The sequence below is a fragment of the Microcystis panniformis FACHB-1757 genome, from assembly GCF_001264245.1.
In the GTDB taxonomy this organism is placed as follows: Bacteria; Cyanobacteriota; Cyanobacteriia; order Cyanobacteriales; family Microcystaceae; genus Microcystis; species Microcystis panniformis.
In genome coordinates, this window is record NZ_CP011339.1 from 5,399,233 (window position 1) to 5,417,406 (window position 18,174).

The 18,174-nt window shown below is 42.3% G+C and carries 14 protein-coding genes and 3 pseudogenes; 5 read left to right on the forward strand and 12 right to left on the reverse strand.

Going from position 1 to position 18,174, the window contains the following annotated elements:
* Positions 1 to 13 precede the first annotated feature (13 nt).
* The 7 genes and pseudogenes from VL20_RS25420 to VL20_RS25450 all read right to left on the reverse strand — a co-directional run bounded on the left by VL20_RS25420 (position 14) and on the right by VL20_RS25450 (position 9,641).
* Positions 14 to 4,375 (reverse strand): DUF4347 domain-containing protein, encoded by a 4,362-nt coding sequence (locus VL20_RS25420; RefSeq protein ID WP_128575318.1) that lies wholly within the window; start codon positions 4,373 to 4,375, stop codon positions 14 to 16.
* Positions 4,376 to 4,899: 524 nt separating this feature from the next.
* Complete coding sequence (locus VL20_RS25425; RefSeq protein WP_052278201.1) at positions 4,900 to 5,880, reverse strand: RpnC/YadD family protein; 981 nt, start codon at positions 5,878 to 5,880, stop codon at positions 4,900 to 4,902.
* Positions 5,881 to 5,901: 21 nt separating this feature from the next.
* Positions 5,902 to 6,330: pseudogene (locus VL20_RS25430) on the reverse strand (hypothetical protein); the annotation flags it as partial.
* 26 nt (positions 6,331 to 6,356) lie between these two features.
* Positions 6,357 to 7,111: pseudogene (locus tag VL20_RS25435) on the reverse strand (hypothetical protein).
* 21 nt (positions 7,112 to 7,132) lie between these two features.
* The gene (locus tag VL20_RS25440) at positions 7,133 to 8,191 is read right to left on the reverse strand and encodes an RpnC/YadD family protein (RefSeq protein WP_052278204.1); all 1,059 of its coding nucleotides are present in this window, start codon (positions 8,189 to 8,191) and stop codon (positions 7,133 to 7,135) included.
* A gap of 54 nt (positions 8,192 to 8,245) precedes the next feature.
* Positions 8,246 to 8,536: a DUF4347 domain-containing protein gene (locus tag VL20_RS25445; protein ID WP_284525917.1), complete on the reverse strand. Its 291-nt coding sequence runs from the start codon at positions 8,534 to 8,536 to the stop codon at positions 8,246 to 8,248.
* Between the two features lie 171 nt (positions 8,537 to 8,707).
* Positions 8,708 to 9,641 (reverse strand): annotated as a pseudogene (locus VL20_RS25450) (Rpn family recombination-promoting nuclease/putative transposase).
* 569 nt (positions 9,642 to 10,210) lie between these two features.
* Between VL20_RS25450 and hoxE the strand changes: the two are divergent.
* Positions 10,211 to 10,720: a bidirectional hydrogenase complex protein HoxE gene (gene hoxE / locus VL20_RS25455; protein WP_052278205.1), complete on the forward strand. Its 510-nt coding sequence runs from the start codon at positions 10,211 to 10,213 to the stop codon at positions 10,718 to 10,720.
* A gap of 28 nt (positions 10,721 to 10,748) precedes the next feature.
* Positions 10,749 to 12,356 carry an NADH-quinone oxidoreductase subunit NuoF gene (gene nuoF, locus VL20_RS25460; protein ID WP_052278206.1) on the forward strand — a complete coding sequence of 536 codons (1,608 nt, stop codon included), beginning with the start codon at positions 10,749 to 10,751 and terminating at the stop codon, positions 12,354 to 12,356.
* Positions 12,357 to 12,367: 11 nt separating this feature from the next.
* Here nuoF and VL20_RS25465 read toward each other — a convergent pair whose 3' ends face one another.
* Together VL20_RS25465 and VL20_RS33960 are read right to left on the reverse strand one after the other, a co-directional pair.
* On the reverse strand, positions 12,368 to 13,612 hold the full coding sequence (locus VL20_RS25465) for an RNA-guided endonuclease InsQ/TnpB family protein (protein ID WP_052278207.1): 1,245 nt from the start codon (positions 13,610 to 13,612) through the stop codon (positions 12,368 to 12,370).
* A gap of 34 nt (positions 13,613 to 13,646) precedes the next feature.
* Positions 13,647 to 13,829, reverse strand: coding sequence for a hypothetical protein (locus VL20_RS33960; RefSeq protein ID WP_170915337.1), 183 nt, complete (start codon positions 13,827 to 13,829; stop codon positions 13,647 to 13,649).
* Between the two features lie 49 nt (positions 13,830 to 13,878).
* On the opposite strand from VL20_RS33960, the gene tnpA reads away from it, so the two are divergent.
* The 3 genes from tnpA (at position 13,879) to VL20_RS25485 (ending at position 16,580) form a co-directional block, all read left to right on the forward strand.
* Positions 13,879 to 14,280 carry an IS200/IS605 family transposase gene (tnpA, locus tag VL20_RS25475; RefSeq protein WP_052276317.1) on the forward strand — a complete coding sequence of 134 codons (402 nt, stop codon included), beginning with the start codon at positions 13,879 to 13,881 and terminating at the stop codon, positions 14,278 to 14,280.
* A 148-nt stretch (positions 14,281 to 14,428) separates the two neighbouring features.
* Complete coding sequence (locus tag VL20_RS25480) at positions 14,429 to 14,914, forward strand: Tic20 family protein (protein WP_002762922.1); 486 nt, start codon at positions 14,429 to 14,431, stop codon at positions 14,912 to 14,914.
* 292 nt (positions 14,915 to 15,206) lie between these two features.
* Positions 15,207 to 16,580 carry a gluconeogenesis factor YvcK family protein gene (locus VL20_RS25485; protein ID WP_052278209.1) on the forward strand — a complete coding sequence of 458 codons (1,374 nt, stop codon included), beginning with the start codon at positions 15,207 to 15,209 and terminating at the stop codon, positions 16,578 to 16,580.
* 415 nt (positions 16,581 to 16,995) lie between these two features.
* Here VL20_RS25485 and VL20_RS25490 read toward each other — a convergent pair whose 3' ends face one another.
* The 3 genes from VL20_RS25490 to VL20_RS25495 form a co-directional block, all read right to left on the reverse strand.
* Positions 16,996 to 17,733 (reverse strand): ABC transporter ATP-binding protein, encoded by a 738-nt coding sequence (locus VL20_RS25490; RefSeq protein WP_052278210.1) that lies wholly within the window; start codon positions 17,731 to 17,733, stop codon positions 16,996 to 16,998.
* Between the two features lie 115 nt (positions 17,734 to 17,848).
* Entirely contained in the window at positions 17,849 to 17,986 is a 138-nt protein-coding gene (locus tag VL20_RS31400) for a hypothetical protein (protein ID WP_158499391.1), read from the reverse strand.
* Entirely contained in the window at positions 17,940 to 18,164 is a 225-nt protein-coding gene (locus VL20_RS25495) for a ferredoxin family protein (RefSeq protein ID WP_016516721.1), read from the reverse strand. The genes VL20_RS31400 and VL20_RS25495 overlap by 47 nt, the downstream gene beginning before the upstream one ends.
* Between the last annotated feature and the right edge of the window lie 10 nt (positions 18,165 to 18,174).

Below are 18,174 nucleotides of genomic sequence, written 5' to 3' on the forward strand. Positions count from 1 at the left end.
GTGACTTAGAAACTTAGATAAAGAAATTACCCACTGGAATGTTCCCTAAAGCTGGCAAAGTACCAGTAAATCCGGTGATATTTATTAATAAATCATTGCTGGATTGGAAGCCAGCCGCGCTATCATTAATAACGAGGTAAGTTCCAGCTATTGCACCGGTTGTTACCTGCACTAAGGCGGCACTATTAACCGCTAATCCTTGATTACCTGTAGTGGCTCCATTGGCATCAGTAAATACCTGATTGATTAAATTCTGTAAAGTGGTGACAGTGCTATTAGCAGCACGACTGAAATTGCTAGGCGCACTGATAGCGTTTCCAGCTTGAGTTAATAAGTCAATTTTATCACTATTGATGGCAAAATCTGTGATACGATCCCTTGTTGATATGGTAGATTGACCAAATTGGAAGATGAAAGTATCTGCACCATTACCACCGGTTAAAGTATCAGCACCGTTAGCGCCATTGATTTGATTAATACCACTATTTCCGGTGATTTTATTGTTACCAGCGTTACCCGTACCATTAACATTATTACTGCTAATTAGTCTGAGGTTTTCCACATTGTTGGGTAAGGTGCGAGTAAGACTGCTTTGCCAAGTATCAGTAATGATAACTTCTCCTATTCCTCCTTCGGGATTGATGGTAGCATTAACCGGATTGGAGAGGGTGACGGTGAAGACTTCATCAGGTTCATTGAGGTTATCATTGAGGAGGGGAATGCTAATAGTAGCGGTGGCAGTATTAGGTGCAATGGTGATAGTTCCAGTTTTGCTAGTGTAATCTACATTGGCGGTAGCATCAATGGGTCCAGTGGTATAGTTGAAGGTAATTGGTTGTGAATTGGGGTTATCAACTGTGACGGTGAGGATGGCATTATTATCTTTACCTTCCACTACGGTGATATTATTGATGGAGAGTTTGGAGAAATCGTCATTAGTAATCGTCCCGGTAACTGCGGTGGTCGTACCTATTGTATAACCAGTCCCAGAAGCGAGGGTTAAAATAACAGTTTCATTACTTTCAGCAGTTGTGTCAGGAGTTGGGTCAACGATTACAGTCGCAGTCGCTGAATTAGCAGCAAAGGTGACTGTATTGGTAGTCCCTGTACGAGTATAGTCGGTATTAAGAGTAGCTGTCCCTCCCAGGGTGTAATTGACTGTTAAAGCATTTGTTGTTACACCACTACGGGTGAAGGTATAAATGAGATTAGCTGTCCCATCTTCATTGACACTACTGGGAGAGACAGCAAGAGTAACAGTTTGTGGATTGGTAAACTCACTCACATCAATAATTTGCAATCCGCCTGCACCAGGAGAGTTTGATCCGGCGGCATAAGCATAATTACCAACTACTTGCACATCACGGACTATATACGCATATGACAAAGGAGAGTAAAAGTTTTTATAATTACCTTTGATAGTGGGATTAGTAGGGTTGCTGATGTCGATGATTTGTAGTCCATAACCCCCCCAACCCCCCGACTGGGCAGCTAGATATGCGTAGTTACCGATTACTTGCACATTAGCAGCATGGCCAGAACTATAATAATTGCCTTTTAATATGGGGTTGGTGGGATTGCTGATGTCGATGATTTGCAATCCTGAATCCCAATCAGCTACATAAGCATAGTTACCGACTATTTGCACACCAAAAGCATAAGAAGTATCATAACTGCCTTTTAAGATGGGATTAGTGGGATTGCTAATGTCGATAATTTTCAGTCCCGACTCTCCATCAGCTAGATATGCGTAATTTCCTACTACCTGTAAACCAAAAGCAGGGTCATAATCATCATCATAACTGCCTTTTAATGTGGGGTTGGTGGGATTGCTGATGTCGATGATTTGCAGTGATGAAGCCCCATTATTAACCAGATATGCGTAATTTCCAACTACTTGCACACCAAGAACCGCACCAAAATTAGCATAATTGCCGATGAAAGTGGGATTACTAGGGTTACTGATGTCGATGATTTGTAGTCCTGAACTCCCATCAGCTATATAAGCGTAATTCCCCACTACTTCGACACCATAAGCAGCGTCAGTATCATAATTGCCTTTGAAAATGGGGTTAGTGGGGTTGCTAATGTCGATAATTTGCAGTCCTGAAGTCCAATCAGCCAAATATGCGTAATTCCCAACTACTTTCAAATCCCAAACCCATCCGGGAGTATCATATTTGCTGATGAAAGTGGGGGTAGGGGGGTTGATATCGTCATTAATTGTTCCCGTCACTGTGGTGGTTGTCCCCACTGTATAACCAGTCCCCGAAGCGAGGGTTAAAGTTACAGTTTCATCCGGGTCAGCTATATTATCTACTGTCGGGTCAATTGTTACGGTAGCATTATTAGCATTAGCGGCGAAAGTCACTGTCCCTGTTGTCCCATTAAAACTCGCTGCACCAGTTTGGGTGTAGTCTGTATTAAGGGTAGCTGTCCCCCCAACTGTATAGTTAACTGTCAAAGCATTGGTTGTTACACCCTCGCGGTAGAAGAAGTAAGCTAAGTTGGTTGTCCCATCTTCGGTAACAAGACTAGGAGAAACCTGAAGAGTAACACGGGTATCATCATTGAGAATCGTCCCCGTCACTGGAGTAGTTGTCCCAACTGTATAGTCAGTCCCAGAAGTGAGGGTTAAGCTGACGGTTTCGTCATCTTCAACTGTGGTATCTGCTGTGGGGTCAATTGTTACAGTTGCAGTCGCAGAATTAGCAGCAAAAGTCACTGTTCCTGTTTCATTTGAGTAATTTGGGAAACTGGCTGCACCAGTTTGACTGTAATCTGTATTAAAGATGGCTGTTTTCCACCAGGCTGTATCATCGACTGTTGTAAAATTGACCGTCAAAGGATTGGTTGTGTCTCCTGTGCGGGTGAAAGTGTAAACTAAATTAGTTGTTCCATCTTCGGTAACACTGGTGGTAGAGACTGCTAAGGTGACACTTGGTAAAGGCGATGGGTTATTGAAGCCACTTACATCAATAATCTTTAAACCGTCAAAATAATCAGCTAGATATGCGTAATTCCCCACTACTTCCACACCATAAGCAACGGTAGAAAAATCATCGTAATAGTCGATGAGAGTGGGGTTAGTCGGGTTGCTAATGTCAATGATTTTCAGTCCTGCCATATCATCAGTTACATAAGCGTAATTTCCCACTACTTCCACATCATAAGCAGCGTTGTTAGTATCATAATTGCCAATGAAAATGGGGTTGGTAGGGTTGCTGATGTCGATAATTTGCAGTCCTCCATCCCAACCATCAGCTACATAAGCGTAGTTGCCTACTACTTCCACATCACTAGCAATGCCAGGAGTATCATAATTACCTTTCAGAGTGGGGTTTTCCGGGTTACTGACATCGATAATTTGCAGTCCTGACTCATAATCAGCTACATAAGCGTAATTACCGATTACTTGGACTTCCAAAGCTTGACCAGAAGTATCATAATTGCCGATGAGAGTGGGGTTGCTTGGATTGCTGATGTCGATGATTGTCAGTCCTTGATAATAACTAGCTACATAAGCGTAGTTTCCCACTACCTCCAGCCCATAACCCAAACCAAAACCAGAATAATTGCCTGTCAGAGTGGGGTTGCTTGGATTGCTGATGTCGATGATTTGCAGTCCTGAATAATAATCAGCCAAATATGCGTAATTGCCGACTATTTGCACATCCATAGCGAAGCCAGAAGTATCATAATTGCCGATGAGAGTGGGGTTAGTAGGGTTGCTGATGTCGATAATTTGCAGCCCTAAACTAAAATCAGCTACATAAGCATAGCTCCCCACTACTTTCACATCCATAGCGAAGCCAGGAGTATCATAATTACCCACTAAAGAAAGAGCAAATACTCCCTCATAAGTCGCTAAAGTCTCCCCACCAAACGCCAAGGAAATATTCAAATCTTGCTCACTTTCAGCGCGAGAAACTATTACCTCTAACTCCCAACTTCCTCCCCCTCGACTACTTCCCGTAGGTGTCGCTGAAGCCATCACCGTCGCACCCGTCAACTGATGCAACTTCTCAATAAATTCTTCTCCTGCATCTCCCGCCGCGACCTGACAACCGTACAATAGAATACGATTAATCTTTGCCCAACTCTGTAACTGTTGGCGGTAATCGTAAATATTTGTTAAATTGAGTTGACAATTCCCTAAATATAAGCATCCAGGCGCACCATGGGAAACCAGGTGAATGGTGGTAATCTGGGGATTTTGTTGTAAAAAAGCGGATATTTGTTCGATTCCGTCTTGATTGGCAGAGAGAATAACGGTGGCGACTTCTGGAATTACTCCAGCTTGGAGACTTTGATAATCGGTGACACCAGCATCGAGGAAAACTACGGACTGGTTGAGATTAGTTTGGCGAGACATAATGCAAGGGTTCCTGGTAAGTGGTGTAGGGTGGACATTGCCCACAAGCTGCTTTAATATTATTTATTCAGTCGAGTCAGCCTGTTTTCCGCAACCGCAGCCAGTCTAGGTTAGGCTTGAAGACTGTCAAACCATCAATTAATCGTTTCTACCATCTTGAGAGCGTTTTTTTCTACCGTCAATAGAATATAAAATATGCTTATTTTTTTTTTTTTTTTCATCAGGTTTATTCATGAATCAGAGAAAATCAAATTAAATTCGGTGCGGTTAAACCCTGATTTCTTGTATTATCCACCTGATTAACTTGAACCAAGCCATCAGCTTGAGCAAAATTAAACAAACTATCGTAAACAGCAGAAAGGCTCGGCAAAAGAGAAGAAGTAATGACGTTAACTGCAAAAGATTAATGCGACTATTTTGTGCAAACAATCGCCAATTTTTCAAGACTTCCATAACATAAATTAACATTATATACAGAAAACGGGTTCCTTTGAGAAACCCGTTTTCTAGATATTAGGACAAGATTATTGGATTCTTGCCAAAGACTGCCTAAATTCTGCGAGAGAATTAGCGGTAGCTGCTAATTTTAGTAGCTCTTCTAAGATAGTAGGGTTAGTCATTTTGCCGATTATCTCTTCAATTTCTGAAGAAATCTGTCCAAACCGCACAGTTAAAACTGTTTTTATGTCATCACGGCTTTTTTCTAGCACCCCAATTTCCTTACCAATTTCCTTGCCTATTTCTTTACCGCGTTCTATTCCTCGTAACTCCATATTACTCATTAAAGGCATGGTTCTTTCCTCCTCAAATTGTTTGATTTTACTCTCTAAACTTGACTGCAATTCAGGGGATAAAGTCATCATATTGTCGATGATTTCAAACAGTTTAATTATCTGTTCTCTCTCGAACTCCTTTTCATATAATCCCCTGATTAACCTCCACTTCCACTGTTCCCGTTCTGGCAGCTTCCCAGTAGTCGCTTTTGTTTTCAGGTGTGCCATCACTATTATAGCAAAGGGATTACTACTTGCCTCTAGTTCTGACCATCTTTCCTCATAGTCCAGTAATTTAACTGTTGGGAATTTGAGGCTGACTTCACAACCAGCGATGGTATAATTATAGGAATCTGGTCGCCAATTTACTCGTTCATCTCCTAATATAGCGAGACTGATAACCGGTTTCTGATACAAATCAAAGGCCCGATAGTTATAAATATACATCCTCTGAGGGAAATTTTCTTCGTATTGACTTTGAATTTCAATATGAATCAAAATCCAGACTTCTTCACCCCTGAGTAACCAGACTTTATAAAGTTTGTCAGCGAAACGTTTTTTTGTCTTAGCTGAAGCGGTAATCCGTTTGAGTTCTTTTTCCAGGGATTCGGGAATTTTTGTCCAATCAATCAATTGGTGAACTTCAGGAAAAAAGAAGTATAAAAACGCTTCAAAATATTCGCTTAATGCTTCTTTCCAGGGTTCATCATAATTGGCAGTTGTTTGGTTCATTGGAGAAGAAAATTACTGAGACTATTGTTCTAAAAGTTGATGCAACTCATCAAAAGAATTAACGGTTAATGCCGATTTCAGTAACTCGTCTAAAATCGATAATACAGCAATTTTATCAACAGCTTGCTCAATTTCTATTGGAATGTCACCCAATCGCGTTTTCAGCACCGTTTTAATATAGTTACGAGCCTTTTCTAACGCTCCAATTTCCTTACCAATTTCTTTACCAATTTCCTTGCCTATTTCTTTACCGCGTTCTATCCCTCGTAACTCCCCAATTTCCTTACCAATTTCCTTGCCTATTTCTTTACCGCGTTCGATTCCTCGTAACTCCATATTACTCATTAAAGGCATGGTTCTTTCCTCCTCAAATTGTTTGATTTTACTCTCTAAACTTGACTGCAATTCAGGGGATAAAGTCATCATATTGTCGATGATTTCAAACAGTTTACTAAGTAAGGTAGGTATTACCCACCCTACTTATTTATGATGATACTAAAAGACTTCCTACACTCCTCAAAAGAATTTACTATAAGTGCGGCTTTTAACATCTCTTCTAAAACCGAAATAACTGAAGCATCATTGAGACATTGTCCAATATCTCCAGGGATATCGCCTAGTCGGTTTTCCAAAACTTTTTTCACAAAATCACGAGCATTTTCTAACGCTCCAATTTCTTTACCAATTTCCTTACCGATTTCCTTACCGCGTTCGATTCCTCGTAACTCCATATTACTCATTAAAGGCATGGTTCTTTCCTCCTCAAATTGTTTGATTTTACTCTCTAAACTTGACTGTAATTCAGGGGATAAAGTCATCATATTGTCGATGATTTCAAACAGTTTAATTATCTGTTCCCTCTCGAACTCCTTTTCATATAATCCCCTGATTAACTTCCACTTCCACTGTTCCCGTTCTGGCAGCTTCCCAGTAGTCGCTTTTGTTTTCAGGTGTGCCATGACTATTATAGCAAAGGGATTGCTGCTTGCTTCCAATTAGTCACTGATAACTGATAACTGATAACTGATAACTGAATAGAGTTTGTCAGCAAAACGTTTTTTTGTCTTAGCTGAAGCGGTAATCCGTTTGAGTTCTTTTTCTAGGGATTCGGGAATTTTTGTCCAATCAATTAATTGGTGAACTTCAGGAAAAAGAAGTATAAAAACGCTTCAAAATACTCGCTTAATGCTTCTTTCCAGGGTTCATCATAATTGGCGGTTGTTTGGTTCATTGGAGAAGAAAATTAGTGAGACTATTGTTCTAAAAGTTGATGCAACTCATCAAAAGAATTAACGGTTAATGCCGATTTCAGTAACTCGTCTAAAATCGATAATACAGAAATTTTATCAACAGCTTGCTCAATTTCTATTGGAATATCACCCAATCGCGTTTTCAGCACCGTTTTAACATAGTTACGAGCATTTTCTAACGCTCCAATTTCCTTACCAATTTCCTTACCAATTTCCTTACCAATTTCCTTACCAATTTCCTTGCCTATTTCTTTACCGCGTTCTATCCCTCGTAACTCCCCAATTTCCTTACCAATTTCCTTACCGCGTTCGATTCCTCGTAACTCCATATTACTCATTAAAGGCATGGTTCTTTCCTCCTCAAATTGTTTGATTTTACTTTCTAAACTTGACTGTAATTCAGGGGATAAAGTCATCATATTGTCGATGATTTCAAACAGTTTAATTATCTGTTCCCTCTCGAACTCCTTTTCATACAATCCCCTGATTAACTTCCACTTCCACTGTTCCCGTTGTGGCAGCTTCCCAGTAGTTGCTTTTGTTTTCAGGTGTGCCATGACTATTATAGCAAAAGGATTGCTACTTGCTTCTAGTTCTGACCATCTTTCCTCATAGTCCAGTAATTTAACCGTTGGGAATTTCAGACTCACTTCACAGCCGGCGATAGTATAATTATAGGAATCTGGTCGCCAATTTACTCGTTCATCTCCTAAAATTGCCAGACTGATAACCGGTTTCTGATACAAATCAAAGGCACGATAGTTATAAATATACATCCTCTGAGGGAAATTTTCTTCGTATTGGCTTTGAATTTCAATATGAATCAAAATCCAGACTTCTTCACCCCTGAGTAACCAAACTTTATAAAGTTTGTCAGCAAAACGTTTTTTTGTTTTAGAGGAAGCGGTAATCCGTTTGAGTTCTTTTTCTAGGGATTCGGGAATTTTTGTCCAATCAATCAATTGGTGAACTTCAGGAAAAAAGAAGCATAAAAACGCTTCAAAATACTCGCTTAATGCTTCTTTCCAGGGTTCATCATAATTGGCGGTTGTTGGGTTCATTTGAGTTGTTTGCTTACTCGTAGGCTGTGAAGCGCGATAGCGTAACGCACCGATTTAATAATAGAGGTGAATGGTGCTAATCTGGGGATTTTGTGGTAAAAAAGCGGAGATTTGTTCGATTCCGTCTTGATTGGGAGAGAGAATAACGGTGGCGACTCCTGGAATTACTCCAGCTTGGAGACTTTGATAATCGGTGACACCAGCATCGAGGAAAACTACGGTAGCGGTTAAACGCTGATTTCTCACACTATTCACCTGATTAGCTTGACTCAAGCCATCAGATTGAGCAAAATTGAACAAAACATCGTCAACAGCAGGAAAGCTCGGCAAAAGGGTAGAAGTCATGACGTTAACCGCAAAAGATTAATGCGACTATTTTATGCAAAGAATCCCAAATCTTTCAAGATACCTGTAACACAAATTAACATTTATTACAAGAAACCGGGTTTCTCAAAGAGTTTCTCAAAGAAACCCGTTTTCTCATTTGTTGGGAAGATGCAATCGCTAACGTCAAAGCTAGGCAGTTAAAGTATTTAACCAACTGATTAAATCTTTAACTGTAGAGAAATCGAATAAAGCTTCTGCTAATGCTTCGACATCATCAATACTTAACTCCATAATTTTAGTTTCCAATGAAGGATTAATCTCCCCTAACTTTCGTTTAAGTTGACGAAGAATCAATGTCTTTTCCCGTTCGATACCTTGTTCGATACCTAGTTCAATACCTTGACGCATCCAACTGGTGGTAATTTGCATAACTCCCTCCTGTACCGGTTGACTAAATGTGCTAATCTCTTCTTGAAATTGTCTCTCTTCCACCGGATTAAGATTGAGATATGTATCAATAAATCCAGAAATTAATTGCATTTTTGCAGGATTTAACTTTAAAGTAATTAACAAGCGCAGACATTCCGCTTTTACCTTGGCTCGCTCTTTCTCGGCAATGTTCATCTTCGCCATCAAAGCTGAAGCAACTGGATTCGTTTGATTGAGAAAATCTCGCCAATTTAATCGATTTAACTGCACTACTTGATAATTAAATTCTAAGACTTTTAAATCGGGAAAATCGACTACATATTGACTAATCGCTGCTCTTTTTGGCTTTGAATAAGAGAAAATGACAATCGGATAAATCGGTAAGACAAATTTCTCATGAAAGCGAGCAAAATAAGTAAACATTCGCCGGTTAAACCACTTGCGGGAACTTTCCTGCGCCTCTACATGAATCAGAAAAAACGATTCTTTTCCGCGAAACTTAACCTGTGCGACTAAATCGCTTTCATGTCTTTCTCCTTCCGTGACATCGGTAAATACTTCTTTGTCTAAAAAAGTAATCGAGTCTCTATCTAAATAATCCATCAATTGAGGAAAAAAATAACTCAATAAATTCGACAAAAAAGGTGGAGATTAACTCCTTAAACAAGCGATCATGGTCAATATTATTAGTCATGTAATATCATCTTAACTAATCTGAGCGATGAATGACTACTCTTCTACATTATATTCTGAAAAGTCGCCTTTGGCAACATATTGTTATGACCTCATCCCTTTAACCTACGAGGAGAGGGGGATGCTTCCCGCAAAAAAACCCGCAGAAAACGGGTTTCTTCGATAAACCCGTTTTCTATTTCCAGGGTTCATCATAATTGATTGTAGGGCTAATTCATGAATTAGCCCTACAGCTATTACTTAGCTATATTCCACTGCTAAATCGAGCGACTCTTGTTCCCCACTTAAGCCCGCCATAAAAGGCCCTATTCGTTGATTAAACACTATTATAGGAAAGATGCAATGCAATCCTTGCTATCAAAGTAATTTCAGTTCCAGGCTGATTCGGAGCATCTTTCAATTTGACAAGGCCGAAAAATCCCCTATCCCCCAATAACTAAAGGAAAGATAAAGTTATCGATCGCCCTCCGGAGCCAGTGTCAGAATAAAAGCAGGGAGATGACCAAGGAAAACCGACAACTCTCCATCTTTTTCCCGTCATCGCCCCTAAAATTTATTTGGTCAAGATTTATGCAAACTGCCAATCCTCGTCAAACGGAGAAAAAAGAGCATCCCAGTGGCGATAAACGCTTCAAAGTCCTCGACATCACCATGAAGCGGGCAGGATATAATCAATCAGCCCTGATTGAAGTCCTGCACAAAGCCCAAGAGGCCTTCGGATTCCTAGAAGAAGATGTTCTCCTCTACGTTGCCCGGGCGCTAAAACTGCCCCTCAGTCGCGTCTATGGGGTAGCAACCTTCTATCATCTCTTTTCCCTGAAACCGGCGGGAAAACACACCTGTATCGTCTGTATGGGGACCGCTTGTTATGTCAAAGGCAGCGGCAAAATCCTCGAAGACATCGAAAACGCCTTTGATGTCAAAGTGGGAGAAACCACCGCCGATGGAGAAATTTCCCTAGTGTCGGCCCGTTGTATCGGGGCCTGTGGGATTGCACCGGCCGTGGTCTTCGATGGAGTCGTGGCCCCAAAACAAGATTCGGAAACTGTCTTGGCGAAACTAAAGAGTTTCTCCCAGTAATTTTTCACTCTAGTGGATTGAGAAAAATATGGACTTACAAGAATTATTGGCAGTGGCCGAGAAAGAAAAAACTAGACAAAAAAGCATCCGGGTGCATTGTTGCACTTCCACCGGTTGCCAAGCTGCTAACTCCCTCCAAATCGAAAAAAACCTCGCCACTGCCGTCAAAGAGGCACACCTAGAGGATACAGTCGAAGTGGTGGGGGTCGGTTGTATGGGTTTTTGTGGTCGCGGTCCGTTGGTGGAAGTGGATCCCCAGGATCTCCTATACGAAGAAGTCACCCCGGAAAGTGCGGCCAGCATTATTGCGGCCTTAAACGGCGGCAAAACCGAGGTGCAATTAGGGGACTCAAAACATCCCTTTTTCTCCCATCAAGTCAAAATTGTCCGGGAAAATAGCGGTAAAATCGATCCCGATCGCATTGAGGAATATATCGCCGTCGGTGGTTATCAATCTCTCTACAAGGCCCTCTACGAGATGACTCCGGCCCAGGTGGTGGAGGAAATCACCAAAAGCGGTTTGCGCGGCCGGGGAGGTGCGGGTTATCCCACCGGTTTAAAATGGGCGACGGTGGCTAAACAACCGGGTAAACAAAAATACGTTATCTGTAATGCCGATGAAGGCGACCCCGGGGCGTTTATGGACCGTAGTGTCTTGGAAAGTGACCCCCATTTAGTCCTGGAAGGAATGGCGATCGCTGCCTATGCTGTGGGGGCGGATCATGGTTATATCTATGTTAGAGCCGAATATCCTCTGGCGATCGATCGTCTGCAAAAAGCGATTAATCAGGCCAAAAAATTTGGTTTAATGGGTTCCCAAGTATTCGAGTCCACTTTCGATTTTAAGGTAGATATCCGCATCGGGGCGGGGGCCTTTGTCTGTGGAGAGGAAACCGCTCTCATCCATTCCATTGAAGGCGGCCGCGGTACTCCCCGCACCCGTCCCCCCTATCCGGCCCAATCGGGTCTCGATGGTTGTCCCACCCTGATTAATAACGTGGAGTCCTACGCTAATATCGCCGCTATTATCCGCGAGGGAGCCGCTTGGTACGCCAATATCGGTACTGCCAGCAGTAAAGGCACAAAAATCTTCGCTTTGACGGGAAAAATTCGCAATAATGGGCTGATTGAAGTGCCGATGGGTATTACTCTCCGGGAAATTGTCGAGGAGATGGGGGGTGGTGTTCCCGATGGTCAAGTGAAAGCGGTACAAACCGGCGGCCCCTCTGGGGGTTGTATTCCCGCTAATTTACTCGATACTCCCGTGGATTACGAATCCTTAGCCAAACTCGGTTCGATGATGGGATCTGGGGGGATGGTGGTTATGGATGATACTACCAGTATGGTGGAAGTGGCGAAATTCTATATGGAGTTCTGTCGCGAGGAGTCCTGTGGTAAATGTATCCCCTGTCGCACGGGAACAGTACAAATGTTTGAATTATTGGCCAAAATTATCGCTCGAAAAGCCGATATTCACGACCTCGAAAACCTAGAACATCTCTGTCAAATGGTCAAAGAAACCAGTCTTTGTGGTCTTGGTCAAAGCGCTCCCAATCCGATTTTAAGTACCCTAAAGTATTTTAAGGAGGAATATCTGGCTCTGTTAGAGGAAATCAAGCACCCCGTCTCTGTTTGAGATTGACATCCTCACCGCCGGGGCCGGACGGTGATGACCAGCAGATCAAACAAACTTAATTGAACGACCGACCGCTGGGTTGACGCTTCACGGGATGCTGCTTCTTTAACAGAAGTCTTACACTTTCCTCTGCGTCCGTTTTTTGAGGTCTCCGATTGCCCACCGGCGACCTTGATATTAATTGCGGCGTTCACGTCTCGATCATGGAAAGTCCCACAGAAAAGACATTCCCACTCACGGATATTTAACGCTTTCTTCCCGCCGATATTCCCACAACAGGAACACCTCTGAGACGTTGGCTCCCATCGGGAAATTATCCGAAAATCACGCCCATATTTGTCAGATTTTGCCGATAGCATATCTCGAAAAGAACGCCATCCTAAATCTGATATAGCACGGGACAACTTGCGATTTTTAACCATTCCCGATGTGTTTAAATCCTCTAAAATTATCGTTTGATTTTCACGAACAACTCTAGTGGATAGTTTCTGCAAGAAATCAGTACGAGTGTCTTTAATCTTTGCGTGGATTTTAGCCACTCGTTTTCTTGTTTTTTCCCGTCGGTTACTTCCTTTTTGCTTTCTAGAAAGGTTTTTCTGTGCTTTTCTTAGTCGTTTTAATCGTTTCTTTAACGGTTTCGGTGCGTCTATCTTTTCTCCTGTTGAGAGGGTAGCAAAGGTAGCAATCCCTAGATCAATTCCCACTGACTCCCCATTATTGGGAAGTATTTCGGACTGAATCTCGACGACAAAACTAAGAAAGTATCGATCTGATGCGTCTTTGATCACGGTGACGCTAGAAGGTTTAGAAGGTAATGGGCGACTCCAAACTATTCTTAAATCACCGATTTTCGCTAAAGTAACGCAGTGTTGGTTAACGGTAAAACCATTATCGGTAAATCTTGCTAATTGTTTAGATTTACGCTTCTTAAATTTAGGAGGTTTGACTTTCTTTCCTTTTCTTTCTCCCTTGCAAGATGCAAAAAAGTTAGAATAGGCTGTCTCTAAGTCTCTCAAAGACTGCTGTAAAGGGATAGAAGAAACCTCGGTTAACCACTGTTTTTCTTCTGTTTTCTTGACTTGAGTTAGTCTTTTAGATAACTCAGTATATTTTGGCTTTTTCTCCCCTTGTCGATAGAGTTCTTGACAGTAAGCTAAGGTATCGTTCCAGACAACGCGCACACACCCGAACAACTGAGACAAAAGCCTCTTTTGTTGGTCTGTTGGGTAAATACGGTATTGATACCTCGCTTTCATTGGGTTAAGATGTGTGTGTCTGTATTTATTTTAACTAGGGTTTGCTGAATAAATCTAAAAACCTTGTTGGATAAGACTTTTGGACTTTTTTCCCCTCAAAAAGTGCCAGCCATTGCGGGGATAGGGGGGAAAATTCAGGTACTTTTTCCCTGAAAATTAGGTAGTTGACCACCTGAAAATCGATCAAACCCCACACCCCACACCCCACACCCCACACCCTGCCCCAGAAAAGCTTTTTCAGCAGCCCCTAACTAGGTCTGTTAATAATGTCAAGTCAGTTGCGAAGAGAAAGAAACTCTGTTTCCGATTTAAAAATACACTTGGTCTGTGTGACAAAATACAGAAGTAAGGTTTTTACTGGTAAAAGTCTGACTTTAGTTGAAAAGTCTTTTAGGGAAGTTGCGGGAAAAATGAATTTTCAGATATTGGAATTTAACGGGGAGTCTAATCATATACACGCATTGATTGAATACCCGCCAAAACTATCTATTTCCGTAATGGTCAATTCTTTAAAGGGAGTCTCTAGTCGTAGGTATGGACAAGCTGGTTATCCTAAACCGCACGGGAAAGACGCTCTTTGGTCGCCCAGTTATTTTGTATCTTCTGTAGGAGGTGCGCCACTGGAAGTTCTTAAGTGCTACATTGAAAATCAGGAAAAGCCGTCGTAAAACGACGGGGTTTTAACCCAAATTTTCGATAACTCGATCGAGGTTCAAGAATGTTCGGCCTCGATCAATTTCTTCAGTTACGCGAAGTCTGATGGGCTGCCGGGTTATCTTGGAGGGAGTTAGCAGTAGTCTCAGGAGACGATAGATTATGACTTGGCGTGGCTCAACCGATACAAAAGATCGCATTTTTGCAGCTTTAGTATATCTTTTACCCTTATATTCGGCTTTTGCCTTCGGTATCTTTATCTTTCAGCAAATTCCTTTTTTAGGAGCGGCCTTAGCAATAGCCTTATATCCCTTAGCTTTTCTCTATAGTTCTCTGGGAAGCTTTGGCAGTTTAATTATCTTTTTCGTCCTCTTTTTCGCCGTGGTACGCAATCCCCGCATCAGTCATTTTATCCGCTTTAACACCATGCAGGCGATTTTAATCGAGATTTTGGTGTATTTATTGGGATTGGTCTTAGGTTTCGTCGCTAGGGGTTTAGGGGCGAATTTAGTGGTAGAAACTCTTTTTAACGTCGTCTTTTTGGGAGCATTTGCCGCCTGTGTTTACAGCATTATACAGTCGGTTATCGGCAAATACGCCGATATTCCCACAATTTCCGAGGCGGCCTATTCTCAAGTGGGAGGTTAGGTCAGGCTGGCTGAATAAATCTAAAAACCTTGTTGGGTAAGACTTTTAGACTTTTTGGCAATCAAAAAGTACCAGATATGGGAGTGATCGGGGGGAAAATCCCTGGACTTTTTCCCTGAAAATTAGGTAATTGACCTCCTCAAAATCGGGAAAACCCTACACCCTACACCCCACACCCCACACCCTCTCCCCACAAAAAACTTTTTCAGCAGACCCTAATTAAGCTTGAGTTTGTCCCCTTTTTCGGCTACAGTCTCTCCAGAATCAATGCGTTCGCTGCCAGGCCACATCTATGAGTCCATTTAAACAGACGCTACGGGAACTCAACGCTCAGAAGGGAAAAATAGCCGCTTCTGTGGGCAGAAAAACGCCTAAACGGGTTAATCGTTGGTTTAAATGGCTTTCTCCCGGTCTTTTTGTCAAACGCTGGCTTTTAATCAGTTTAACCGGTGTTTTTCTCACCTCCTTCGGTTTGGCTATTTGGGTAAAATTAACCCCAGTTAATCGCTTTTTAGAGTTTGTTTCCCAAGCATTAGAAACGATCGCCCGTTTGGTCCCTAATTCTGTTTCCGGGCCGCTGGCGGTTTTGTTGGGTGTCTTTTTGTTATTCTGGGGTCAGAGTCGCACTGTCGAAACGATTACAGAAGCACTACAACCGGACGCATCGGAGGAATTAGTCGATCTCCTACGCACCCATCGTCGTCTCCATCGCGGCCCGAAAATCGTGGCCATCGGTGGCGGTACGGGTTTATCGACGCTTTTACGCGGTTTAAAACAGTATAGTTCTAATATCACCGCTATTGTCACCGTAGCTGATGATGGCGGTTCTTCGGGCCGATTACGTCGGGAAATGGGCATTTTACCCCCGGGGGATATTCGCAATTGTATCGCCGCTTTAGCCGATGAGGAAAAGTTATTAACGGAATTGTTTCAATATCGCTTTCATGCCGGGGATGGTTTATCGGGCCACAGTTTTGGTAATTTATTTATCAGCGCTATGACCGAGATTACCGGCGATCTGGAACAGGCGATCGATGCTAGTGCCAAAGTTTTGGCCATTCGCGGCAAAGTGCTACCTGCTACCCTTACCGATGTTAGTCTCTGGGCTAAGTTAGCCGATGGGCGCATTATTGAGGGAGAATCGAAGATAACCGAAGCTATGGGGCAAATTCGTCAGATTGGCTGTCATCCTGCCGATCCGGTCGCTTTACCGGCTGCTTTAGCGGCAATCAAGGAGGCAGATTATATTATTATCGGGCCGGGTAGTCTTTATACCAGTATTATCCCTAATTTGTTGGTTCCCGCAATTCGTCAGGCCCTAGCACAGGTGACAGTCCCCCGTGTCTATGTTTGTAATATTATGACCCAGCCGGGGGAAACGGATAATTATTCGGTGGCTGATCATTTGCGAGCAATCGAAGGAGTTTGTGAAGAACGCGTCTTTGATGCGGTTTTGGCCCAAAGAACTGCACCATCGCCCCAATCCCTACAATTATACGCCCAAGAGCATAGTCATCCCGTCTTTTTAGATCGCGAGGAAGTGGGAAAAATGGGTTATCGCATTGTTTTAGCGAATGTAATGGCAGAAGATGAAGTTACTGCCAAAGTTCGTCACGATCCCCAACGTTTAGCCCGAGTTTTATGGCGCTGGTATGCTAAAAAGTGAAACTTCGTTTTCGGTAGTCGGTCGTCGGTCGTCAGATTTGAGTTTTCAGTTCACTGTTTACTGTTTACTGTTCACTGAAAAAATCTCCCCCCGGTGCATCCCACATTTGCAGAAATATCGACAATCAGCAATTATCAGTGACTCTTAAATTAGTACAAAAATATGAACAATCGCGTGTAAGCATCCCACCGAAAAGCTAATGCGCTCCGGGGTTTGGGTAGGGTTGATTCATGAATCAACCCTACTATGAATCAACCCTACTAAGTAGTCATGCAAAATTAATTACCTGCCCGATCGAGCTAAAACCCTTACGGGGCAATGATCGTCATGTGTAAATAATTTTGCCTAGGTACTTATGAATTAACCCTACTATGAATTAACCGTACCCACTCCCCCTCTCCTATACCTTTTAATATCAATCCCTTCCTGGTGCGCCATGATAAGCCGCCCCGAGGTATAATTCCCCTACTTTCGGGTTATTGAGTAAATCTTGACCGGATCCCTGAAAACGATCTTGACCACTTTCTAAAACATAACCTCGATCGGACATCATTAGGGCTTTTTTGGCATTCTGTTCCACTAAAATAATGGCAGTTCCCGTCTGATTAATCGCTTTTATCTGTTCAAAAACGCTGGTTACTAAGATAGGAGATAAAGCTGCCGAAGGTTCATCGAGAATTAATAAATCTGGTTGCAACATTAGCGCTCTTCCCATGGCTAACATCTGTCTTTCTCCTCCGGATAAAGTGCCAGCTTTCTGACGACGGCGCTCAAGCAAACGGGGAAACATGGCATAAATGCGCTCTTTTAGGGGTTTAATCGCTTTTTTACTGGTAAAAGCCCCCATTTCTAGATTTTCCTCGATACTCAGGGACGGAAAAACATTAGCAATTTGGGGAACATAACCCATACCGAGGGGAACGATTTGATTAGATTTCCAACCAGTGATATTTTTTCCCTTAAAAGTGATAGTTCCAGCACTGGGTTTTAATAAACCAAAAATCGTCTTAGCGAGGGTGGATTTTCCCGCACCATTGGGACCGATAACCGTGACTAATTCCCCCGGTGCAATGCGAAAGTTAACCCCTTGCAATATGTATAAATCCTGCACATAACCAGCATAAACCTGTTCAACTTCTAAAAGATAATTCATGGTAAGGTAAAAAGGAGATAGGAGAGAGTAATATGAATTATGAATGGGGAAGTGGGAAGCATTTTCAGTGAACAGTAATCAGTAAACTGAAAACTTACATCTGATAACTTAAAACTTACATCTGATAACTGATAACTGATAACTGATAACTGATAACTGATAACTGATAACTGATAACTGATAACTGATAACTGATAACTGATAAATTAGGGAGTTTTTTGTAAATCGGGACGTTCTTCCGGCAGAATTGCACCTTCGACGGGGCATACTTGTAAACAGATACCACAGTCAATACAAGTGGCAAAATCAATCCAATACCAATCGGTTCCTTTAACATTTTTACCTGGTCCCGGATGGATACAAGCAACAGGACAAGCGGAAACGCAATCAGCAACCCCTTCACAAATTCCAGTGACGATCGAATGTGGCACAGTGTTTTCT